General features: G+C 67.9%; 19 protein-coding genes and 1 pseudogene. 11 read left to right on the top strand and 9 right to left on the bottom strand.

All coding sequences use genetic code 11. The annotated features are described in order from the left end of the window. Nucleotides 1-7: 7 nt before the first annotated feature. On the bottom strand, nucleotides 8-529 hold the full coding sequence (locus AAHB16_RS07570) for an O-acetyl-ADP-ribose deacetylase (protein ID WP_150371572.1): 522 nt from the start codon (nucleotides 527-529) through the stop codon (nucleotides 8-10). A 156-nt stretch (nucleotides 530-685) separates the two neighbouring features. Between AAHB16_RS07570 and AAHB16_RS07565 the strand changes: the two genes are divergently transcribed. The 4 genes from AAHB16_RS07565 to AAHB16_RS07550 all read left to right on the top strand — a co-directional run bounded on the left by AAHB16_RS07565 (nucleotide 686) and on the right by AAHB16_RS07550 (nucleotide 4,733). Beyond that, the gene (locus AAHB16_RS07565; RefSeq protein WP_150371573.1) at nucleotides 686-1,693 is read left to right on the top strand and encodes an alpha/beta hydrolase; all 1,008 of its coding nucleotides are present in this window, start codon (nucleotides 686-688) and stop codon (nucleotides 1,691-1,693) included. Nucleotides 1,694-1,778: 85 nt separating this feature from the next. Further along, the gene (locus AAHB16_RS07560; RefSeq protein ID WP_150371574.1) at nucleotides 1,779-2,762 is read left to right on the top strand and encodes a tripartite tricarboxylate transporter substrate-binding protein; all 984 of its coding nucleotides are present in this window, start codon (nucleotides 1,779-1,781) and stop codon (nucleotides 2,760-2,762) included. An 11-nt stretch (nucleotides 2,763-2,773) separates the two neighbouring features. After that, nucleotides 2,774-3,211, top strand: coding sequence for a YbgC/FadM family acyl-CoA thioesterase (locus AAHB16_RS07555; RefSeq protein ID WP_342050521.1), 438 nt, complete (start codon nucleotides 2,774-2,776; stop codon nucleotides 3,209-3,211). Between the two features lie 169 nt (nucleotides 3,212-3,380). Continuing rightward, on the top strand, nucleotides 3,381-4,733 hold the full coding sequence (locus tag AAHB16_RS07550) for an epoxide hydrolase family protein (RefSeq protein ID WP_342050520.1): 1,353 nt from the start codon (nucleotides 3,381-3,383) through the stop codon (nucleotides 4,731-4,733). An 11-nt stretch (nucleotides 4,734-4,744) separates the two neighbouring features. On the opposite strand, the gene AAHB16_RS07545 is transcribed toward AAHB16_RS07550, so the two are convergent. The 4 genes and pseudogenes from AAHB16_RS07545 to AAHB16_RS07530 form a co-directional block, all read right to left on the bottom strand. Next, a complete protein-coding gene (locus AAHB16_RS07545; protein ID WP_342050519.1) occupies nucleotides 4,745-9,193 on the bottom strand; it encodes a DEAD/DEAH box helicase in 4,449 nt (1,482 codons plus the stop codon). 53 nt (nucleotides 9,194-9,246) lie between these two features. Next, nucleotides 9,247-9,474 (bottom strand): annotated as a pseudogene (locus AAHB16_RS07540) (IclR family transcriptional regulator); the annotation flags it as partial. A gap of 83 nt (nucleotides 9,475-9,557) precedes the next feature. Continuing rightward, complete coding sequence (locus AAHB16_RS07535; RefSeq protein ID WP_342050518.1) at nucleotides 9,558-10,463, bottom strand: amidohydrolase family protein; 906 nt, start codon at nucleotides 10,461-10,463, stop codon at nucleotides 9,558-9,560. Between the two features lie 21 nt (nucleotides 10,464-10,484). Next, the gene (locus tag AAHB16_RS07530; RefSeq protein ID WP_150371579.1) at nucleotides 10,485-11,738 is read right to left on the bottom strand and encodes an MFS transporter; all 1,254 of its coding nucleotides are present in this window, start codon (nucleotides 11,736-11,738) and stop codon (nucleotides 10,485-10,487) included. A gap of 168 nt (nucleotides 11,739-11,906) precedes the next feature. Here AAHB16_RS07530 and AAHB16_RS07525 point away from each other — a divergent pair, with 168 nt between their 5' ends. Further along, nucleotides 11,907-12,806, top strand: a complete 900-nt coding sequence (locus AAHB16_RS07525; protein ID WP_342050517.1) for a LysR family transcriptional regulator — start codon at nucleotides 11,907-11,909, stop codon at nucleotides 12,804-12,806. Nucleotides 12,807-12,809: 3 nt separating this feature from the next. Here the strand turns inward: AAHB16_RS07525 and otnI are convergent, their stop codons facing one another. Then, on the bottom strand, nucleotides 12,810-13,598 hold the full coding sequence (gene otnI, locus AAHB16_RS07520) for a 2-oxo-tetronate isomerase (protein WP_150371581.1): 789 nt from the start codon (nucleotides 13,596-13,598) through the stop codon (nucleotides 12,810-12,812). Nucleotides 13,599-13,677: 79 nt separating this feature from the next. Here otnI and AAHB16_RS07515 point away from each other — a divergent pair, with 79 nt between their 5' ends. Next, entirely contained in the window at nucleotides 13,678-14,103 is a 426-nt protein-coding gene (locus AAHB16_RS07515; protein ID WP_342050516.1) for a GNAT family N-acetyltransferase, read from the top strand. Nucleotides 14,104-14,118: 15 nt separating this feature from the next. Here the strand turns inward: AAHB16_RS07515 and AAHB16_RS07510 are convergent, their stop codons facing one another. Genes AAHB16_RS07510 through ygfZ form a run of 3 tightly spaced genes read right to left on the bottom strand, consistent with a single transcriptional unit; the run spans nucleotide 14,119 to nucleotide 16,333 of the window. After that, a complete protein-coding gene (locus AAHB16_RS07510; protein WP_150371583.1) occupies nucleotides 14,119-14,991 on the bottom strand; it encodes an NRDE family protein in 873 nt (290 codons plus the stop codon). A gap of 21 nt (nucleotides 14,992-15,012) precedes the next feature. Then, nucleotides 15,013-15,303: a DUF4936 family protein gene (locus tag AAHB16_RS07505; protein WP_150371584.1), complete on the bottom strand. Its 291-nt coding sequence runs from the start codon at nucleotides 15,301-15,303 to the stop codon at nucleotides 15,013-15,015. Between the two features lie 25 nt (nucleotides 15,304-15,328). Then, nucleotides 15,329-16,333, bottom strand: a complete 1,005-nt coding sequence (ygfZ, locus tag AAHB16_RS07500) for a CAF17-like 4Fe-4S cluster assembly/insertion protein YgfZ (protein ID WP_342050515.1) — start codon at nucleotides 16,331-16,333, stop codon at nucleotides 15,329-15,331. Between the two features lie 233 nt (nucleotides 16,334-16,566). Between ygfZ and mltG the strand changes: the two genes are divergently transcribed. The 5 genes from mltG (at nucleotide 16,567) to AAHB16_RS07475 (ending at nucleotide 20,369) form a co-directional block, all read left to right on the top strand. Further along, a complete protein-coding gene (mltG, locus tag AAHB16_RS07495; RefSeq protein ID WP_150371586.1) occupies nucleotides 16,567-17,562 on the top strand; it encodes an endolytic transglycosylase MltG in 996 nt (331 codons plus the stop codon). Nucleotides 17,563-17,569: 7 nt separating this feature from the next. Beyond that, the gene (tmk, locus tag AAHB16_RS07490) at nucleotides 17,570-18,211 is read left to right on the top strand and encodes a dTMP kinase (protein WP_342050514.1); all 642 of its coding nucleotides are present in this window, start codon (nucleotides 17,570-17,572) and stop codon (nucleotides 18,209-18,211) included. A gap of 86 nt (nucleotides 18,212-18,297) precedes the next feature. After that, nucleotides 18,298-19,317, top strand: coding sequence for a DNA polymerase III subunit delta' (locus AAHB16_RS07485; RefSeq protein WP_150371588.1), 1,020 nt, complete (start codon nucleotides 18,298-18,300; stop codon nucleotides 19,315-19,317). 52 nt (nucleotides 19,318-19,369) lie between these two features. Then, nucleotides 19,370-19,801: a PilZ domain-containing protein gene (locus AAHB16_RS07480; protein ID WP_150371589.1), complete on the top strand. Its 432-nt coding sequence runs from the start codon at nucleotides 19,370-19,372 to the stop codon at nucleotides 19,799-19,801. 49 nt (nucleotides 19,802-19,850) lie between these two features. Then, on the top strand, nucleotides 19,851-20,369 hold the full coding sequence (locus AAHB16_RS07475; RefSeq protein WP_150371590.1) for a GNAT family N-acetyltransferase: 519 nt from the start codon (nucleotides 19,851-19,853) through the stop codon (nucleotides 20,367-20,369). The last annotated feature ends 6 nt before the right edge of the window (nucleotides 20,370-20,375 follow it).

Genomic DNA, 20,375 nt, shown 5'->3' with positions numbered 1-20,375 from the left:
CAGACGGTCAGGCGAGCCGGTCGCGGTACAGCCGATAGTTCTCTTCGTCGAAGCACACGAACGTGACCTGCTCGATCGACGGCGCGCGCGCCAGGGCCTCGCGCACGGCGGCAATCGCGATATCGGCCGCGCGCTCGCGCGGAAAGCCGTAGATGCCGGTGCTGATATTGGGGAACGCGACCGTGCGCAGGTCGTGCTCGCCCGCGAGCCGGATGCTGTTGCGATAGGCGTTGGCGAGCAGGGCGTCTTCGTCCTGGCTGCCGCCTTTCCAGACCGGCCCCACGGCGTGGATGACATAGGGCGCGGGGAGCAATCCGCCTGTGGTGATCACCGCTTCGCCGGTCTTGCAGCCGCCCTGCGTATCGGCAATCGCGCGGCAGGCATTGCCGATCGCGGGGCCGCCCGCGCCATGGATCGCGCCATCCACGCCGCCGCCGCCCACTAGCCCGCTGTTGGCGGCATTGACGATCGCATCGACTTCCATGCGCGTAATGTCGCCGTGCACCACCTGCAGATGTTCGCCTGTCATGTCGTCTCCCGCGCCGGTTGGCGTATCTATGTTTTCAGCATAGTCGCGGATTCCGGCGGCATCGAGGGGATATGTGCGCGATGAGGGTAATTTCGTAAGCCGTCCCGGCGCAATCGATGGCAGAATGACGAAATCGAACGACCGTTCACAATTGTGATGTCCGCCAGTCTGTCCACGCATCCTCCCGGCATGTCCGCGCAACTGCTCGATCCGCAGGTCGCCCAGCTGCTCGACCTGATCGCGCGCGCAAAGCGTCCGCCGATCCACGCGCTTGCCGTGGCCGATGCCAAGCTCGCCTACGAGAAAAGCGCGCCGATCCTCGATATCTCGCCGCCGCCCGTGCATACGGTCGAGAACCTGACGGTCACCGCGCGCGATGGGTATGCGATTCCCGTGCGGCTCTATGCGCCGCGCGAACCGAGCTGGACCGACCCGCAGCCGCTGCTCGTGTACTTTCACGGCGGCGGATTCACGGTTGGCAGTATCAATACCCACGATGCGCTGTGCCGCCGGCTGGCCCTCGATGGCGAATGCCTGGTTTTGTCGGTCGATTACCGGCTGGGTCCGGAATGGAAATTCCCGACCGCGGCCAACGATGCGTTCGACGCCATGCAGTGGGCCTTCGACGAGGCCGCGCGGCTCGGTGCGGATGCGTCGCGCATCGCCGTGGGCGGCGATAGCGCGGGCGGCACGCTGGCCGCGGCCTGCGCGATCGAGGCGCGAGACCGCGGATACCAGCTTGCGCTGCAAATGCTGATCTACGCGGGGTTCTGCGCGCGGCAGGACACGCCGTCGCATCGCGCGCTCGCGGATGGGTATCTGCTGACGGCCGATATGATCCAGTGGTTCTTCTCGCAATATCTGGGCAAGCCCGAAGACCGCGACGACTGGCGCTTTGCGCCGCTCGATGGCGGCGGGGCCGGTGCCGATGTGCACGGCTGCTGTCCCGCATGGATCGCGGTGGCCGGCTACGACCCGCTGCATGACGAGGGCGTGGCCTACGCGCGCAAGCTGGAGGCGGCCGGTGTCGCCACCGCGCTGGCCGACTATCCGACCATGATCCACGACTTTTTCAAGATGGGCCGCTTTGTCGGCGCCGTGGCCGGCGCGCATGCCGATGCGGCGTCCGCGCTGCGCCGGGCCTTCGGGAGTGCCCAGGAATAAGGGAACGGATAGGGAACGGATTACCAAACCTAGGATCGATATCAGCGATATCCGAGAATTCGCATACAACAAGGAGACAACCACCATGCAACGTCGCAATTTCCTCGCCCAGCTGGGCATGCTGGCCGCGGCCGGCGCCACCGGCCTGGCCGCCATGCCCGCCCACGCGCAGGCCGACAAGTTTCCGCAGCGCCCCATCCGCCTGGTCATCGGCTACACCGCCGGCGGCTCCACCGACGTGCCGTTCCGCGTGCTCGCCGACAATGCCTCGAAGATCCTCGGCCAGCCCGTGATCGTCGAGAACAAGCCCGGTGCCGGCGGCGTGCTGCCCGCGCAGATGATGCAGACCACCGCGCCCGACGGCTATACGCTCGCGCAGGTGCCGCTGCCCGTGTTCCGGCTGCCGTACACGACCAAGATCAACTGGGATCCGGTCAAGGACCTCCAGTACGTGATCAACCTCGCCGGCTACTCGTTCGGCCTCGTCGTGCCGGCCGACTCGCCGATCAAGACGATGCAGGAGTACGTGGCCTACGCCAAGGCGAACCCGGGCAAGCTTACGTACGGCACGCCGGGCGCGCTGACGACGTTGCACATCACGATGGAAGAACTCGCGCTGAACGAGCACGTGCAGTTCTCGCATATTCCGTACAAGGGCAATTCGGAATCGATGCAGGCGCTGCTCGGCGGCCACGTGATGTCGGTGGCGGACACGCCGGCCTGGGCGCCTTACGTCGAGTCTGGCCGTCTGCGTCTGCTGTCGACGTGGGGGGACAAGCGTTCGGCGCGCTTCCCGAACGTGCCGACGCTGAAGGAGCTCGGTATCAATATCGTGCAGACCTCGCCGTTCGGGCTCGTCGTGCCCAAGGGCACCGATCCGAAGATCGTGCAGAAGCTGCATGACGCGTTCAAGCAGGCGATGGAGATGCCGAACTACCGCGAGTCGCTCGCCAAGTTCGACATGGAGCCGTACTACATGAGCAGCACCGAGTATGCGAAGTTCGCGGCCGATACGGTCAAGAAGGAGAAGGCGATCATCGACAAGCTCGGACTGGCAAAGGCACAGTAACCGTCACCATCATGGCAAAGTCCGATTTCCGGCATAGCATGCCCTTGCGCGTGCGCTGGGCCGAAGTCGATCCGCAATCGATCGTCTTCAACGCGCATTACCTGACGTACTGCGATATCTGCGTCACCGAGTACTGGCGCGCGCTGGGCATCCGCTATCCGGAGGACGTGCTTGGCGCGCACGGCGTGGATATCTTCGTCGTCAAGTCGACGCTCGAATATCACGCGTCGGCGCGCTTCGACGACCAGCTCGATATCCGCGGCCGCATGGCGCGGCTCGGCCGTTCCAGCATGCTCTTTCGCGTGGAAATGTATCGCGGGGAAGACCATCTGATCACGGGCGAGATCGTCTACGTGTGCGCGGATCCGGCGACGCAGACATCGGCCCCGATTCCGGGGCCGGTGCGCGAGATCATCGAGGGCTACGAGGTGGTCGCGCCCGCGCGTTGAGCGCCGGCTTGCGTATCGCTTTGTATCCGGCCGAAGCCACGACACAGCCACATACAAAAACGCGTTTTCCAGACACCTGGGGCATGAACGGCCTCCCTAGACTGCGTTCCATGCCGTGCCAGCCATGGGCTGGCCGGATCCGATCCAGTCGAAACCGAGGAGAACGTTCATGTCGTATCGCACCCGTGTCACCGCGCAGCAACCGGCAATCCGAGTTCCGAAATTCCATGTCCTGGCCATCGCCGGCGCGTTGGCATCGCTCGCGCTGATCGGGCACGTGCCGTCGGCCCATGCCGCCGACGCGGCGAAGTCAGCCGTGACCGCCAGGGCCGCGCAGGCCGACGAGAGCATCCGTCCGTTCCGCGTCCACGTGCCGCAGGCCCAGCTGGACGACCTGCGCAAGCGCATCGCCGCCACGCGCTGGCCGGACAAGGAAACCGTGGCCGACGACTCGCAGGGCATCCAGCTGGCGCGCGTGCAGGAGCTCGTGCGCTACTGGGGCACGGGGTACGACTGGCGCAAGGCCGAGGCCCAGCTCAATGCGCTGCCGCAGTTCGTCACGAAGATCGATGGCGTGGATATCCACTTTATCCACGTGAAATCGAAAAACCCCAACGCGCTGCCGCTGGTGCTCACGCATGGCTGGCCGGGCTCGATCTTCGAGTTCATCAACACGATCGGCCCGCTGACCAATCCCACGGCCTACGGCGGCCGCGCGGAAGATGCGTTCGACGTCGTCATCCCGTCGATTCCGGGCTATGGCTTCTCGGGCCGGCCGACGGAACTGGGCTGGGGTCCGGATCGCACGGCGCGCGCCTGGGACACGCTGATGAAGCGGCTCGGCTACACGCAATACGTGTCGCAGGGTGGCGACCACGGCTCGGTGATCTCCGACGCGCTGGCGCGCCAGGCCCCGCCGGGACTGAAGGCGATTCACCTGAACATGCCGGCGACGGTGCCGGGTGGCCTGATGAAGTCGCTGTTGAGCGGCGACGCGGCCCCGTCGGAGCTCACGTCGTCCGAGCGGGACGCGTACGAGTCGCTGCGCACGTTCTTCGGCCGCAACGCCGCATACGGCGCGATGATGGTCACGCGCCCGCAGACCATCGGCTACTCGCTGACGGACTCGCCCTCGGCGCTGGCGGCGTTCACGTACGAGAAGATCGCCGCATGGAGCGACAGCGACGGCAAGCCCGAACGCGTGCTGACGCGCGACGCGATCCTCAACGACATCACGCTGTACTGGCTCACGAACACGGGCGCGTCGTCGTCGCGGTTCTACTGGGAAAACAACAACAACAACTTCAGCGCGGACGCGCAGAAGACGCGCGACATCAAGGTGCCGGTGGCCATCACCGTGTTCCCGCACGAGATCTACCGCGCGCCCGAGAGCTGGAGCAAGCAGGCGTATCCGTCGCTGATGTACTACAACCAGGTATCGAAGGGCGGCCACTTCGCGGCATGGGAGCAACCGCAATTGTTTGCCGAGGAACTGCGCGCGGCGTTCAAGTCGGTGCGCTAGGGTCTGTACCGCTAACGCTGCGCGACGAGGCGCGCCTGCAGCATGTCGCGCTCCGCGGGGGCCGGCGTCTGCAGGTAGTGGAACTTGCCGGAGACCTGTGTGGCGATGGCAATGCCGTCGCGGAACAGGATGCGGTTGCCGGTGAGGGCGGGGACCTTGTCGCCGGGGAGGATCGTGCCGCAGAGGTTGAGCGGGTCGATGGCCGAGATGGCGATCAGTTCGCCGTCGTGCGGGCGGCGGCGCATGTCGCGTAGCAGCGGGATGGCTTCGGGCAGCGCGAACTGTTCGCCCGACAGGCCGGCGACGAAGCGGCCGCCGCGGACTTCGCCGCGGGCTTCCAGGCGGTGGTAGACGGGCAGCAGTTCGCGCCACGAGGGCAGCCATGCGGCTTCGCGTTCCAGCAGGCTCCAGAACATGACGCCGTAGCGGCGCAGCAGCGTCATGGCGATGTGTTCGAGCGTTTCCGGGTCCGTGCGGCGGATGCCCGCTGCGCGCGGGGCGGGCAAGGGAGGGCTGGCGGCGGCATCGGTGACGACGGTGTCCGCCACGATCTCGCTCGCGCGCGTGGTGACCGTCACCGCGTCGGGCCGGCGGACCAGTGCCCAGCGGCCCGCTTCCTCCATCGTCGGTCCCGCGCCACGCCGTCGCCGGCGGTCCATCGTATTGCGCTTGCTAGCGGGCACGAGCATCGCGCGCAGGCCCGCATAGCTGTCGGCGTTCACGAGTCCCGTGGCGACCAGTTCCCCGAGCGCGTTCTCCAGTTCGGTGGGCAGCAGCCGCGCATCGTGGGCGAGTTCGTCGTAGAACATCGCGCCGTGTTGCCGCAGCGCTTCCAGCACACGCGCGGCGCGCGGGGAGACTTCGATCTCGGTGGCATTGGCCGGCATCGCATGCCAGGTCGCGAGCTGCCGGCGCGGCAGCAGCACCAGCGGTGTGGCACGCACGGGACCGCCGCTCGCGCTGGCCGGCGCGCCCAGCCGCGTCCACACGATGCGGCCCGCGCGGCAAAGGTCGTCGAGCCAGAGGCCCGCGTACTCCTTCACGCGCGGCGCCAGCAGTTCGGACTCCCATGCGCCGGCCGGCGCTTCGAAGCCTTCCAGCCGGGCCAGTGCCTGTGGCAGGGCGTCGCTGCCCTGGAGGCGTGTGTCCTCCGACAGGTGCTGCCATGCGAACAGAAACCGCATGAAGTCCTGCCGCTCGACGGGCTCGATCTCGCGGCGCAGTTTGCGGATGGTGTATCGGTGGATGCGCGCGAGCAGATGACGCTCGCACCATTGCTCCGCCGTCGCGCCGGCCGGCCGCCCCGGCGTAAAGCGGCCACGCATCACGTACCCTTCGCGCTCGAGTTGCGCCAGCGCGATGGCGACCGTGCCCTCGGGCAGCGCCAGCGGCGCGGCGATCTCGGCGAGGGTTTGCGGGCCGAAGCCCGACAGCCGCGCGCGCAGCAGCTCCACCAGCGCGTCGTCGCGCGTCCATGGGCCATCTCCCTGCGCTGCTGCGACATCGATGCCAACTTTGATGCCGACGTTGATGCCGACGTTGACGCCATAAGCCGCCCGCACACACGCCAGCCGCTCCCGTGCCACCCACAGGCTCGTCTCCCCATTCACATCGTGAAGCATCGCGCGCCCACCCGCGGCCAGCGCCGCGAGCCATTCGGGCCAGCCCGCGTTGGCCGACGCCTCGGCCTCCGTGATGCAGGCCAGCGACATCAGCGCCTCCTGCATTTCATCGGCATTGCGCGCGTTCGGCCACGCCTCGTCGGCCACGGCCGCGATGGCACCGGCGTCGAGCGCGCCCATATCGTCGGTCGACGCCGGATCGGTCCAGCGCCGGTTGAGCACCGCCTGCGTGCGGCGCTCCTCGATGGGCGCGTCGTCGAGGTAGGCATAGGGCCGTGCGCCCAGCACCTCCATCGCCAGCGGCGAGGGCGCCGGCAGATCGCGCGCGATCAGGCGCAGTTCGCCCGCTTCCATGCGGCGCAGCAGCGCAATCCATCCTTCGCTGTCCATCGCCTCGTGCAGGCAGTCGTCGAGCGTCTGTTCGACCAGCGGATGATCGGGCAGCTCGCGTTCGCCGACGATATTCTCGAGGCAGGCCGCCTGATCGGGAAACACGGCGGCCAGCAGATCGTCGCTCTTCATGCGCTGTAATTGCGGCGCCACCTTGCGGCCGCCGAGAAAGCGCGGCAACGCCAGCGCGGTCGTCGCATTCCAGCGCCAGCGCACATTGAACAGCGGCGCATCGAGCAGCGCCTGCACCAGCACGTGCTCGGCGCTGGACGACTTCAGGTAATGCCATACCTCGTCGAGCGCAAAGCTGTGGCTCTCCGACAGCGACAGCACGATCGCATCCTCGGTGGCCGCCGCCTGCAATTCGAAGTTGAACGTGCGGCAGAAGCGCTTGCGCAGCGTCAGTCCCCACGCGCGATTGATGCGGCTGCCGTAGGGCGCATGGACGACCAGCTGCATGCCGCCGGACTCGTCGAAGAAGCGCTCCATCACGAGCGTATCGTGCGTGGGCAGCGCGGTAAGGGCCGCGCGCGCACGGGCCAGATACTCGACGATCTGCCGCGCGGCATCCTCGTGCAGTCCGATATGCGTCTGCAACCAGCCGACCGCATGATCGATCGCCGCCGCGCCATCGCCGATGTCGTCAACGCTGCCCGGCAGCCGATCGCCCAACAGTCGATCGATCTCCGCGCGCAGGCGTGCCACGCCCAGCGACAGGGCATCGCTGCGTCCCGGCGCCTCGCCGATCCAGAACGGAATATTCGGCGCGGCGCCATGCGCGTCCACCACGCGCACCTTGCCCGCTTCGATCCGCTGAATGCGATACGACGTATTGCCAAGCTGGAAGACATCGCCGGCCAGGCTCTCCACCGCGAAGTCTTCATGCACGGTGCCGACGTTCTGTCCGCTGGGCTCGAGCACCACCGTGAAGTCGGCGTTGTCGGGAATCGTCCCGCCGGACGTGACGGCCGTCATCTTGGCGCCGCGTCGCGCGCGCACGGTGCCGCTGACCGTATCGCGATGCAGGTAGGCGCCGCGCACGCCCTGGCGTCCCGTATAGCCTTCGGCCAGCGTGCGCAGCACCGCGTCGAAATGCGCGCGGTCGAGCGTGGCGTACGGTGTCGCGCTGCGGATCAGCGCGAACAGCGCGTCTTCTTCCCATTCGCGCAGGCCTACCTCGGCGACGATCTGCTGCGCCATGACGTCGAGCGGCGCCACCGGAATACGCAGTACATCGAGCTCGTCGCGGCGCACGCAGTCGAGCAGCGCCGCGCATTCGATCAGGTCGTCGCGCGAGGTGGGAAACAGCCGGCCCTTGGGCAGGCCGCCGACATGGTGCCCCGAGCGGCCCACGCGCTGGAGAAACGACGCGATGCTGCGCGGCGAACCGATCTGGCAGACCAGATCGACATCGCCGATGTCGATGCCGAGCTCGAGCGATGCCGTGGCGATCAGCACGCGCAATGCGCCGCGCTTGAGGCGCTGCTCGGCATCGAGCCGGTATTCCTTTGCCAGGCTGCCGTGATGCGCGGCCACATGTTCGCCGCCGATACGGTCGGCGAGGTGCCGCGCCATGCGCTCGGCCATGCGGCGCGTGTTGACGAAGATCAGCGTGGTGCGATGCTGCGCGGAGAGCTCGGCAAGCCGGTCGTAGACGCGCTCCCAGACCTCGTTGGCGATCACGGCCTCGAGCGGCACCGGTGGCAGCTCGAGCGCGAGGTCGCGCTTGCGCACGTGGCCGACATCGACGATCTCGCAGGTCTTGCCGGTACCGCTCAGGAAATCCGCAACGGCCGACAGGGGCTTCTGCGTCGCCGACAACCCGACGCGCACGGGTGGGCGTTCGCACAATGCATCGAGCCGCGCGAGGCTCAGCGCGAGATGGCTGCCGCGCTTGTTGCCCGCGACCGCGTGAATTTCATCGACGATCACGGTGCGCACGCCGGCCAGCATCGCGCGGCCCGAGTCCGAGGCCAGCAGCACGTAGAGCGATTCCGGGGTGGAGACGAGGATATGGGGCGGACGCCGGCGCATGGCGTTGCGTTCGGCCTGTGGCGTGTCGCCGGTGCGCACGGCGGTGCGAATGCCATGCGCGGGCAGGCCCATGGCGTCGAGCTCGGCGCCGATGCCCGCAAGCGGCGCCAGCAGGTTGACGCGGATGTCGTTGGAGAGGGCCTTTAGCGGGGAGACGTAGAGGACGCGCGTCTCATCGGGCAGGGGCGTTTCCACGCTCTCCCGCACGAGTGCGTCGATCGCGGCCAGGAACGCGGTCAGCGTCTTGCCGGAGCCCGTGGGCGCAGCGATCAGCGTCGGCTGCCCGCGCTGGATCAGCGGCCACGCGCGCGCCTGCGCTTCCGTGGCGCGCGGAAAGGTCGCGGCAAACCATGCGGCCACCGCGGGATGGAAATCCTGCAAGGCGTCCAAGTCGGCGTGGGGGGTGCGCATCATCGTGATATTGGGATGATAGCGCCGAATGGAAGGGCTTCTGTCGCGGTCCGTTCTCAGTGGGGCGTCGCGCCCCCGGCGTCATAGATCTTCTCGCACCACGCCGCGCTCGCGCCGAGCAGCTTCGACAGCTTCTTCGCCGCAACGCGCTGCACGCGCGCGATCTCCGCCCGGTCCGCCGCCTCCAGCCGCGAAGCGGGTCCGGAGAGCGTCAGCGCGGCCATGAACTTGTCGCCCGCGCCGAACAGCGGCGTGGCAGACGCGGCTGTATAGACAACGCGCGCGCAGCCGTCGCCGGCCTTTCAACTGGTCGTGCGCGCGCTGCAGATGGCCCGCTGATCCGGCGCCGCGCGATGAAGGCCGCGCGTCAGTCGAAGCGGAACAGCGCGCGCGCCGAATCGCGCAGCACGATCTGGCGCGTGAAGGCGTCCGGGATCCAGCGATTCAGGGCCGCGCGCGAGGCGTCGTAGTCGATGACCTCGCGGTGCTGCGTATGCGGCCAGTCGCTGCCCCAGACGAGCCGCGTGGGGCCGAACGCGTCGAGCATGCGCGCGGTGAGTGCCTCGCCTGCCGCCAGGCCGGAGTCGCCGGCGATATTGCGATAAGCGGCCGACAGCTTGACCCACACCTGTCCCGTCGATGCCACCGCGCACAGATCGTCGAGCCCGGGGTCCGCGGCGCCGAGCGTCGGATCGGGCCGGCCGAAATGATCGATCACGACCGTGCACTGCTGCGCAATCAGCGCGGGGAGCAGCGCACCGAGATCGCCGGCGCCGCGATGGATTTCCACATGCCACCCCAGCGCATTGACGCGCGCGAGCAGCGCGGGCCAGCGGCCATCGCGCAGGTCCGGCAGCGGCCGGCCGATCAGGTTCAGCCGTATGCCGACCACGCCGGCCTCGTGCATCGATGCGAGTTCACGGTCGCACACGCTTTCGCACATTTCCGGCTCGATGACCGCCACGCCGCGGAACCGCCGCGGATAGCGTTTCAGCACATCGAGAAAGAACCCGTTGTCGGTGCCGAGAAAGCTCGGCTGCACGAGCACGGCATGCGAGAGGCCGTTGGCGCGCAGGTGCGAGACATAGTCGTCGAGCGTGGCATCGTAGTCGGGCGCGTGGCGCCGCTCGGCCGCGAGCGGCAGCCCGCGCACGAACACATGCGCATGGGCATCCACGGCTTCGACGGGTTGCGCATTGGCGGCCAGCCAGCGCGCATTGTCGGGCGAGAGGGCATCGCTGCCCGTGGCGATCGAGGAAGGAAGACGATCCATCGTGCGGCGCTCCGGTAACACTCAGGCCTGCTGCGGCGCGGCACCGGTGGCCGGCTGCGTCCGCGGACGCGGCAGGAACAGCGCGGCGACCACGACGAGGCCGTACGCGATGCCCGCATCGATACCGAGCGCGGTACCCAGCGGCATCGAGTTGCCCATATGGCCGACGAGGAACGGAAACACCGCCGATACGATGCGCCCGAAGTTGTAGCAGAAGCCCACGCCCGTGCCGCGCACGCCCTGCGGATAGAGTTCGTTGAACAGCGCGCCCATCGTCGCGGGAATGCCGGCCGAGAACAGGCCGAGCGGAAAGCTCAGAAACAGCATCGCGGTATCGCTGATCGGCAGGAACGCATAGAGGTTCACCGTGATGGCACTGGCCAGCGCGAAGAAGATCACGTTCCAGCGGCGGCCGATGCGATCCTGCAGCCAGGCGCTGACAAAGCAGCCGATGATGAACGAGACGATCACGACCGACAGATAGCCGCCGGTCCCGAGCACCGACAGATGGCGCTCGGTCTTCAGATACGTGGGCAGCCACGTGGTCACCGCGTGATAGCCGCCGTGCGCGCCGAGCCCGATCAACCCGCCGACGATGGTCTGGCGCAGCACGGACGGGTGAAAGATGCCCGCGAGAATCGACAGTGCGCCGCCGCTCTGGGCAGGGCCCTCGGCCGGCCGTGCCTCGCGCTTCGGCTCCTCGATGCCGCGGCGCAGATAGAGCACGAGGCCCGCCGGCACGATGCCGATCGCGAACAGCACGCGCCACGCCCACTCGGGCGAGACATACGAGAACACCACCGTATAGAGCAGCACGGCAGCGCCCCAGCCAAAGCCCCACGCACTCTGCACGATGCCCATCGCCTTGCCGCGATGGCGCGCGCGCATGGTCTCGGCCAGCAACACGGAACCCGCGGTCCATTCGCCGCCGAAGCCGAGCCCCTGCAGCGCCTTGAGCACGAGCAACTGCTCATAGTTCTGCGCAAACGCGCACAGGAACGTGAACAGCGAGAACCAGATGACGGTGACCTGCAGCGCGCGCACGCGGCCGATACGGTCCGAAAGCACGCCCGCCAGCAAACCGCCGACCGCGCCGCCGACGAGCGTGACCGCGCCGATCAGGCCGGCCTGGCCCTTGGCGATGCCCCATGTGGCGATCAGGGTCGGAATGACGAGACTGAACAGCTGCGCATCGATGGCATCGAGCGCCCAGCCGGCAAAGCAACCCCAGAGCGTGCGTTTCTCGGTGGGCGAGATCTCGCGGTACCAGTTCATGGCAATCTCCTGCGCCGCCGGAGAGGTCGTCCCCTTCACGCGGCAGCTTGTAGTTGTACGTGCGCACCGGCCAGGCCGGGCGCTGCTGCGGAGCATTCTATGCAGCCTGAAATCGCCCGCATACTATGGATATGATCGTTTTTCATATCATTCTGATATGCTCGTCCGATGGACACACGCAATCTGAAGTACTTTCTGGCCGTTGTGGATGCCGGCAGCGTCACGCGGGCCGCCGAAGTGCTCGATATCGCCCAGCCGGCACTGAGCCAGGCCCTCACGCGCATGGAGCGCGATCTCGGGGTCAAGCTGTTTGAACGCACGCGGCGCGGTGCCGCGTTGACAGCGGCCGGGGAGGCCATCGTCGAGGACGTGCGGCTGAGCGTGGCGCGTATCGACGCAGCCTCCCACCGCGCAAGGGAAATCGGCGCGCAGCGTGGCGGTCGGCTGACCATCGGTTTTGTGTCCGCCGCGCTGTTCAGCCTGCTGCCGCGCGCCATCGCGGCACTGCGGCGCGAAGTCCCCAATATCGAGCTCGTGCTGCGCGAGATGAGCAACGCGGAGCAGGCCAGTGCGCTGGAGAAAGGGCTCATCGATATCGGCCTGCTGCACACGCCGGTGGCGGTGGGTGGGCGCATGCGCGAGAAGCTGATCGTGCGCGAGCAGCTGCTGGCCGTGGTGCCGAGCGGCTATCGCGTGGCCGACGATGGCAAGGTCGGACTCAGGGAGTTATCGGATGCGGGACTGGTCTGGTTTCCGAGCGAGCAACTGCCCGTGATCCGGGCCGGCATCCTGAGCGCGTTCCGCAAGGCCGGCTGCGAGGCCAATGTCGTGCAGGATGCCAACCGTTCGCTGACGGTGCTCGCATGCGTGGCGGCCGGATGCGGCGCATCGCTGCTGCCGCGTTCGGTGCTGGCGCTACAGTTCGCGGGCGTGAGCTTTCACGATGTGCGCGATGGCGACAACCTGCCGCCGTTCGAACTGAGCGCCATCTGGCCCACGCGCTCGCGGCCGACGCTCGCCGACCGCTTTGCCGCGTTGCTGACGGACGATAGCCCTATAGCGCTATAGCTCTTACACGCGCGTGACGAGATACGGCTTGAGCCAGCCCAGACCCGCCGACGTGCCCGCGCGCGGACGGTATTCGCAGCCAATCCAGCCGGTATAGCCAAGCCCATCGATGACGTCGAACAGATACGGATAGTTGAGCTCGCCCGTATCGGGCTCGTGCCGCTCCGGCACACCCGCGATCTGGATATGGCCGATGCCCGCGAAGTCGCGCCTGAGCTTGACCGCGAGGTCGCCTTCCATGATCTGGCAGTGATAGCAGTCGAACTGCACGCGCAGGTTGGCCGCGCCGACCTGTTCGCGAATCGTGTGCGCGTCGTCCTGACGGCTCAGGAAGTAACCCGGCATGTCGCGCGTGTTGATGGGCTCCATCAGCACCGTCATGCCATGCGCGGCCGCGGAGGCCGCGGCGTAGGCGAGGTTCTCGAGGTACACCGCGCGGCAGCGCGCGTGGTCCGCGTCGGCGGGGACGATGCCGGCCATCACATGCACGCGATCGTTGCCGAGCACGGCCGCGTACTCGAGGGCTTGCGCGAAGCCTTCGCGGAACTCGGCCTCGCGGCCGGGCAGTGCCGCGGTACCGCGCTCGCCCGCTGCCCAGTTGCCGGGCGGCGCGTTGAACAGTGCCTGCGCGAGGCCGTTGTCGTCGAGCCGCTTGCGAATCTCGCTGGCGGGATGCTCGAACGGGAACAGGTACTCGACGGCCTGGAACCCGTCCGCGGCGGCAGCGGCAAAGCGGTCCAGGAAACCGTGCTCGTTGTACATCATCGAGAGGTTCGCGGCAAAGCGCGGCATGTCAGTCTCCTTGTGTCACGAGCGGTCGATTCTACTATCATGACGCCTCGATTCGTTTCCACCGCTGTCGCGCTCCGTCATGTCCATCACCGTCGTCGTCTGTCCCTGGTCCGAAGCCCAGGCGCGCGCAAGCGCCATCCGTTTCACGGTATTCGTGGAGGAGCAACGCGTGCCGCAGGAACTCGAACTCGACGAGTGGGATGCGCAGTGCTGGCACGCGCTGGCGCTGCAGCTCGACGGTACCGCCGTGGCCACGGGCCGGCTGCTGCCCGACGGCCATATCGGCCGCATGGCCGTGCTGGCCACCGCGCGTGGCACGGGGGTCGGTTTCAAAGTGCTGGAGGCGCTGATGGCCAAGGCCCAGTCGCTTGGCTACAGGGAACTGGCGCTCAATGCGCAGACCCACGCGGCGCCGTTCTACGCGCGCGCGGGTTTCGAGCAGGTGGGGGAAGAATTTGAAGAGGCCGGCATCCCGCACGTGGAGATGCGCAAGACGCTCGCCTGAAGAAACGGCCGCGTATCAGCGCGACGCAGGCACGTCGGTGTCGCGCGCCACGCCCAGCTGGCCACGATAGCTGACCTCGCCGACCTGGCCCTCGGCGCCGAAGCTGCGTTCGCTGAAATCGAAGCGGCCATCGTGCCGCACGCGCAGCACCGTGCTGGCGCGCGTGCCATAGCTCGGCGAGCGGATAAACGCGGACGACAGCACCTTTTCCCATTCGAACGACACACCGGTCGAAGGGAGCTCCGAATCGAGCGCGCGATGGTCGTCGGCCAGCATCTGCAGATAGGGGTCCGCGCTCGCGCTCGCATCGCCGCGATCGGCCGCGAGCACTTCGCACATTGCGCCCACGCGGCTACGTACCTTGGGCCACGGCGTATCGAGCAGCGCGTTGGAAAGGCCATAGAGGCCCGGATCCAGCCGCTGCGGCTGGCGCGACGGCGAGCGGTTGCTGTACCACCAGAGCTCTTCCATATCGCTGGCCAGCAGGTTGAACCCGTTGTACATGCCGTGCGCCTGCGACAGGGCGTCCAGATAATCCTCGGGCGTCTGCTGGCCGCGCAGGAAGCGCGCCACGAGCTCGCCGCGCGAGCGCGCGTCCACGCGCTTTTCCGACGGCGCGCGATAGTTGGTCAGCGCCGCGAAGCGCGCGCCGCCATGGCGCCTGTCGCGCGACATGCGCGAGCGCACGGATCCATCGCCACTGGCAATGCCCATCCACGTGCCCGCGTCGCCGATCACCTCGGCCATGTCGCGTCCCGCCAGCACCTGCGGGGCATCCTGCCACCAGTGCGCGGGCGCGGCGGGGCGCGCATAGAACTCGTCGCGGTTGCCGGCAACCACCAGGGCATAGTCCGGGTGCGATTGCCATGCGACCAGAATCAGGCACATATTGCTTCCTTTGCTTCGCTGCTACAGGATGTCCAGATCGATAAAACGCTCGGCGCGACGCTCGCCCTGAATACAGCCGTCGAGTCCGCTTTGACGCCAGAGTCCGTCGAGCGTTGCATCGAATGCGGGCGGGACATCCGCATAACACTCCATCCACGTCTGCAGGCCATCCCGCGTCTCGGGCCTGCGCATGAGCGTACCACCAATCCCCGTCGCCTCGGCCACGGTCTCCATCCAGCGATGCCAGCGCGGCAACGCATCGGCCGCGTAGTCGTCCGCCACGCGGAAGTAAACGAACAGATGATCGCTCATGCCCTGGCTCCCGTGTGGCGCAGCCTTACGATTGGGCGTCGTTTGGCAGCGGGACTTCGTACGGCAACGCACGCGTGACCACCGGGCTGCCGCCGGCCGCGCCGAGCCGCATCTCGCCAGCCGCCGCGTCGATCTTGAGTTCGGCCAGCCCATCCCATCCGCCCTCGGGCGAAGCGGTCGCGTTGACGATCATGCCGCACGGCTGCTCGGCGTCCTCGGGACGGTAGATCTCGGTGGCCGGCGCTGGCGCGGCGCCTTCGCCATGCACGCGCCACATGCGGCGCTTGAGCGTGCCGCGATACTGGCTGCGCGCCACGACTTCCTGCCCCGGATAGCAGCCCTTGCGGAAATTCACGCCGCCGATCAATTCGAAGTTGATCATCTGCGGCACGAATTGTTCCTGCGTGGCCGTGACGATGCGCGGGATACCGGCCGCGATATCGAGCCAGTCCCAGACTTCGGCATCGGCCGGCGCGAGCGTGGCCGCCAGCGTGGCAAGTACCGCGTCCGCGCGTTCGGCCGGCACCGCAAGCTGCCAGCGCGGCTGCGCGGCGCCGTCGGGCAGGCGGATCACGGTCGTGCCATCGGCCGCGGCCGCGGCCAGCGGGGCCAGCGGTGCGGGCAGCCCGGCGGCGGCCAGCGCCTCGGCGGCCTTCGGGCCGGCCACGCCGAGCAGGCGATAGGCGGCCGATGCGTCGGCAAGCTTCGCCTTCGCGCGCAGCACGAACATCGTCAGGCGCTTCTGGATCGCGGGCTGGATATCGGCCGACAGTTGCAGCACGATGCCTTCCGCATCGCGCCACGTGAGAAAGCTGGCCTGCAGCCGGCCCTTGGGCGAGCAGTAACCGGCCAGCCGCGCATCGGCGGCGGACAGGTCTTCCGTGGCGTTGGTCAGCTGGGCGTGCAGGAACGTGCCGGCATCGTCGCCGGTCACGCGGATCAGGCCGATGCCGGCGATGGGTGCGACGATACCGGTGGTGCGCAGGGCGTCCACGCTGGACGAGAGAGACGGGTTGGCGTTGGCTGTCATGCGATAGGAGTGAATATCTTTGGCGCCCTCGGCATATGGGGACGGCGATGCTTCGCGGCAAGCCACGGGTCATCCGGCGGCATGGACGGGCGGCACGGGCGATGGATGTGGCGTGATGGGCTCGTGAGGGCTCAAGGCTCCCGGTATTATATGGGCCTTGCGCCATGTCGGCCGGCCGCGCGCGAACCCGACCCGCCGGTAGGGACATGACGGAACCATCGCCCCACGCATCAATGAAACGCTTCTTTTTACGCCTCGTCGGGCTCCTTGTCATCGTGGCGCTCGCCGCCGCGGGCGGCTTCGCCTGGTGGGCACACCAGCCCCTGACGCTCGCCACCTCGCCGGTCGAGGTCGTCATCAAGCCCAATTCCAGCGTCGTCAGCGTCGGCCGCCAGGTCCAGCGCGGCGGCGTGCCGATCGATGCGCGCCTGTTCATCCTGCTGGCCCGGATCACGGGGCAGGGCGCGAGCCTCAAGGCGGGCGGCTACCAGTTCGAGTCCGGCGTGACGCCGCTCGACGTGCTCGACAAGCTCGCGCGCGGCGAGGTCACGCACTATGTGGTCACGGTCATCGAGGGCTGGGAGTTCCGCAAGATGCGCGCGGCCGTCGACGCCAACCCGGCCCTGCGCCACGACACCACGGGCATGTCCGACGCGGACCTGATGAAAGCCATCGGCGCCGAGGAAACGTCGCCGGAGGGCATGTTCTTCCCCGATACCTACCTGTTCGCGCGCGGCAGCAGCGACGTGGAACTGTATCGGCACGCCTATCGCGCGATGCAGAAGCGCCTGGCCGATGCGTGGAATGCCCGCGCGCCGGACCTGCCGTACAAGACGCCGTACGAGGCGCTGATCATGGCCTCCATCGTCGAGAAGGAGACCGGGCAGGCCGTCGAGCGGCCGATGATCGCGGCGGTGTTCGTCAACCGGCTGCGCAAGAACATGATGCTGCAGACCGACCCGACCGTGATCTACGGCGTGGGCGAGAAGTTCGACGGCAACCTCCGCAAGCGGGACCTGCAGACCGACACCCCTTACAATACGTACACGCGCGCCGGCCTGCCGCCGACGCCGATTGCGCTGCCGGGTCTGGCCTCGCTGGCCGCGGCCACCGCGCCGGCCCCGTCGGATGCGCTGTATTTCGTGGCGCGCGGCGACGGCAGCAGCCATTTCTCCAATTCCCTACCCGAACACAATCGCGCGGTCGACAAGTACCAGCGCGGCAAATAACACGTCCATGCGCGACACCCATCCACCACGCGGAAAATTCATCACCTTCGAGGGCATCGACGGCGCGGGCAAGAGCACCCATATCGACTGGGTGGCGCAGCGCCTGCGCGCGCGGCCCGGCGCGACGCCCGTGGTGACCACGCGCGAGCCGGGCGGCACCCCCCTCGGCGAAGACCTGCGCGCGCTGCTGCTGCATCGGAAGATGGACCTCGAGACCGAGGCGCTGCTGATGTTCGCGTCGCGCCGCGAGCATATCGCCGAGGTCATCGCGCCCGCGCTCGCGCGCGGGGACTGGGTCATCTCGGACCGCTTCACCGACGCCACGTTCGCCTATCAGGGCGGCGGCCGGGGCCTGCCGACGGCACGGCTAGAGGTGCTGGAGCACTGGGTGCAGGGCGACCTGCAGCCCGATCTGACGCTGCTGTTCGACGTGCCGCTGGAAACCGCCAGCGAGCGTCTGGCCGGCGCGCGGGCCCCCGACAAGTTCGAGGCCGAGTCGCGCGCGTTCTTCGCGCGGACCCGCGCGGAGTATCTGCGCCGCGCCGCGCAGTCGCCCGGGCGGTTCCGCGTGATCGACGCCACGCGGACCATCGACGCCATTCGTGACGAGCTTGAGAACATTGTTGCGGAATTTATTGCAACGCCTTGATTTGGAACGCGTATATTGCTGTTGTGATATTGACCTCATGCCGTGGCAAGACACATGAGGAAACCTCGCTAACCCACTGAACCGCAATGCTTTATCCCTGGCAACGAGAAGACTGGCAACGGCTTGCCGCGTTACGCGACAGGCTGCCCCATGCGTTGCTGCTGCACGGCCAGCAAGGCATCGGCAAGCGTGACCTCGCGCTGCATTTCGCGCAGGGGCTGCTCTGCGAGACGCCGCGGGCCGACGGCCAGCCGTGCGGGACCTGCGGCGCGTGCCACTGGTTCAGCCAGGGCAATCACCCCGATTTCTCGGTGGTCCGGCCGGAGGCGCTCGAAGGCGGCGCCGAGGGCGACGGCGACGCCGAGGGCGGCGGCAAGAAGAAGGCGCCGAGCAAGATCATCCGCATGGAGCAGGTGCGCGCGCTGATCGAGGCCGTGGGCGTCGGTACGCACCGCGCGGGCCTGCGCGTGGTCGTGGTCTATCCGCTCGATGCCTTGCAGACCGAAGGCGCCAACGCGCTGCTGAAGACGCTCGAGGAACCGCCGCCATCGACGGTGTTCCTGCTGGTGACGGACCGGCTGGACCGCGTGCTGCCGACGATCCTGTCGCGCTGCCGCCAGTTCGGCGTGACGCGGCCCACGCACGAGCAGGCGCTGGCCTGGCTCGGCAGCCAGGGCGTGGCCGATGCCGAGGCGCAACTTGCGCTGGCCGGCGGCTCCCCGCTGACCGCGCTGCACGCCGCCGAGGCCGAGGAACAGCCGCTGCAGCGCTGGCTGGTCGGGCAGCTTGCGGCCGGCGCCGCGTTCGATGCGCTGTCTGCGGCAGATCAACTGCAGAAGCTTCCGGTGCCCGCCGTGCTTGGCATCCTGCAGCGCTGGACGTACGATCTGCTGGCATCGCAGCTGGATGTCGCCGGCAAGCCGGGCGCGCGGTACTTTCCGAAGGAGCGCGCCGCGCTGGCGCGCTGCGCGCAGGCGACGGACGCGTATCGCCTGCAGGGGTTTGCGGCGCGGCTCGTGAGCCATCGCCGCAACGAAAATCACCCGCTGGCAGCGAGGCTGGTGATGGAATCGGTGTTTCTCGACTACCGGCAGCTGTTCCGGTAGGCGTCTATCCATATAGGCCGCACAAAGCGGCCAGCCATAACCTGGGGTCAAGATGAATACAGCAGTCACGGGGGCGCAGCCACGCCCGACGGCGGCACCGGCAACGCCCGCGGCATCCGCCGCAGGGCCGGCCACCACGCCCGGCAGCGCATCGCGGCCGAACGTGCTGTCGCTGTCGATCAAGGATCAGGCGGGCCTGTACGCCGCGTATATGCCGTTCCTGTCGCGCGGCGGCATCTTCGTGCCGTCGAACCGGCCGTTCCGGCTCGGCGAGCAGGTGTTCCTCGTGCTGTCGCTGCTGGATCGCCAGAAATTCCAGGTGGCCGGTGAGGTGGCGTGGATCACGCCGGCCGGCACGCCGTTGAAGACGCCGGGGGTCGGCGTGCATCTGCCCGACGACGACAATGGCCGCAACCTCAAGCGCGCGGTCGAGGAGATCCTCGGCAAGGCCATCGAGTCCGGGCGACCGACGCAGACCTTGTGAGGCATGCTGAGACGTAACATCAAGTTCGATCGATAGATTTCTGTTTTTTATGAGCATTCCAGGATTTACGCTGCGGCTTGCGCAGCGCGGGGATCTGCCCGGCATCGTTGCCATCTACAACAGCACGGTGCCGTCGCGCATGGTGACCGCCGATACCGAACCGGTGTCGGTGGCTTCGCGCGAGGCGTGGTTCGACGCCCATCTGCCCGAACGCCGCCCGCTATGGGTGTGCGAGGACGCCGAGGGCCGCATGGCCGGCTGGATCAGCTTCTCCGACTTCTATGGGCGCCCCGCGTACGGCGGCACCGCGGAAGTCTCGATCTACCTCGATGAGACGCAGCGCGGGCACGGGCTGGGCCGCTATCTGCTCGAGGCCGCGATTGCCCACGCGCCGCAGCTCGGCGTCAGCACGCTGCTGGGGTTTATCTTCGGCCACAACGAACCGAGCCTGCGGCTGTTCGCGCGCTACGGCTTCGAGCGCTGGGGCGCGCTGCCGCGCGTGGCCGTGCTCGATGGGGTCGATCGCGATCTGATCATCGTGGGCCGCCGGCTCAACGAACAGGGCTGAGGACAA

The sequence above is a fragment of the Cupriavidus sp. OTU4054 genome, assembly GCF_038440175.1.
Taxonomy (GTDB): domain Bacteria; phylum Pseudomonadota; class Gammaproteobacteria; order Burkholderiales; family Burkholderiaceae; genus Cupriavidus; species Cupriavidus pauculus_D.
This window is presented reverse-complemented; position numbering and strand designations above follow the sequence as displayed.

Excerpts from the sequence above, each read along its gene's own strand:
- AAHB16_RS07555 (WP_342050521.1), top strand. The coding sequence starts at position 2,774 with ATGGCAAAGTCCGATTTCCGGCATAGCATGCCCTTGCGCGTGCGCTGG.
- otnI (WP_150371581.1), bottom strand. The coding sequence starts at position 13,598 with ATGCCGCGCTTTGCCGCGAACCTCTCGATGATGTACAACGAGCACGGT.
- mltG (WP_150371586.1), top strand. The coding sequence starts at position 16,567 with ATGAAACGCTTCTTTTTACGCCTCGTCGGGCTCCTTGTCATCGTGGCG.
- ygfZ (WP_342050515.1), bottom strand. The coding sequence starts at position 16,333 with ATGACAGCCAACGCCAACCCGTCTCTCTCGTCCAGCGTGGACGCCCTG.
- AAHB16_RS07560 (WP_150371574.1), top strand. The coding sequence starts at position 1,779 with ATGCAACGTCGCAATTTCCTCGCCCAGCTGGGCATGCTGGCCGCGGCC.
- AAHB16_RS07515 (WP_342050516.1), top strand. The coding sequence starts at position 13,678 with ATGTCCATCACCGTCGTCGTCTGTCCCTGGTCCGAAGCCCAGGCGCGC.
- AAHB16_RS07530 (WP_150371579.1), bottom strand. The coding sequence starts at position 11,738 with ATGAACTGGTACCGCGAGATCTCGCCCACCGAGAAACGCACGCTCTGG.
- AAHB16_RS07505 (WP_150371584.1), bottom strand. The coding sequence starts at position 15,303 with ATGAGCGATCATCTGTTCGTTTACTTCCGCGTGGCGGACGACTACGCG.
- AAHB16_RS07570 (WP_150371572.1), bottom strand. The coding sequence starts at position 529 with ATGACAGGCGAACATCTGCAGGTGGTGCACGGCGACATTACGCGCATG.
- tmk (WP_342050514.1), top strand. The coding sequence starts at position 17,570 with ATGCGCGACACCCATCCACCACGCGGAAAATTCATCACCTTCGAGGGC.
- AAHB16_RS07485 (WP_150371588.1), top strand. The coding sequence starts at position 18,298 with ATGCTTTATCCCTGGCAACGAGAAGACTGGCAACGGCTTGCCGCGTTA.
- AAHB16_RS07475 (WP_150371590.1), top strand. The coding sequence starts at position 19,851 with ATGAGCATTCCAGGATTTACGCTGCGGCTTGCGCAGCGCGGGGATCTG.
- AAHB16_RS07525 (WP_342050517.1), top strand. The coding sequence starts at position 11,907 with ATGGACACACGCAATCTGAAGTACTTTCTGGCCGTTGTGGATGCCGGC.
- AAHB16_RS07510 (WP_150371583.1), bottom strand. The coding sequence starts at position 14,991 with ATGTGCCTGATTCTGGTCGCATGGCAATCGCACCCGGACTATGCCCTG.
- AAHB16_RS07545 (WP_342050519.1), bottom strand. The coding sequence starts at position 9,193 with ATGATGCGCACCCCCCACGCCGACTTGGACGCCTTGCAGGATTTCCAT.
- AAHB16_RS07565 (WP_150371573.1), top strand. The coding sequence starts at position 686 with ATGTCCGCCAGTCTGTCCACGCATCCTCCCGGCATGTCCGCGCAACTG.
- AAHB16_RS07480 (WP_150371589.1), top strand. The coding sequence starts at position 19,370 with ATGAATACAGCAGTCACGGGGGCGCAGCCACGCCCGACGGCGGCACCG.
- AAHB16_RS07535 (WP_342050518.1), bottom strand. The coding sequence starts at position 10,463 with ATGGATCGTCTTCCTTCCTCGATCGCCACGGGCAGCGATGCCCTCTCG.
- AAHB16_RS07550 (WP_342050520.1), top strand. The coding sequence starts at position 3,381 with ATGTCGTATCGCACCCGTGTCACCGCGCAGCAACCGGCAATCCGAGTT.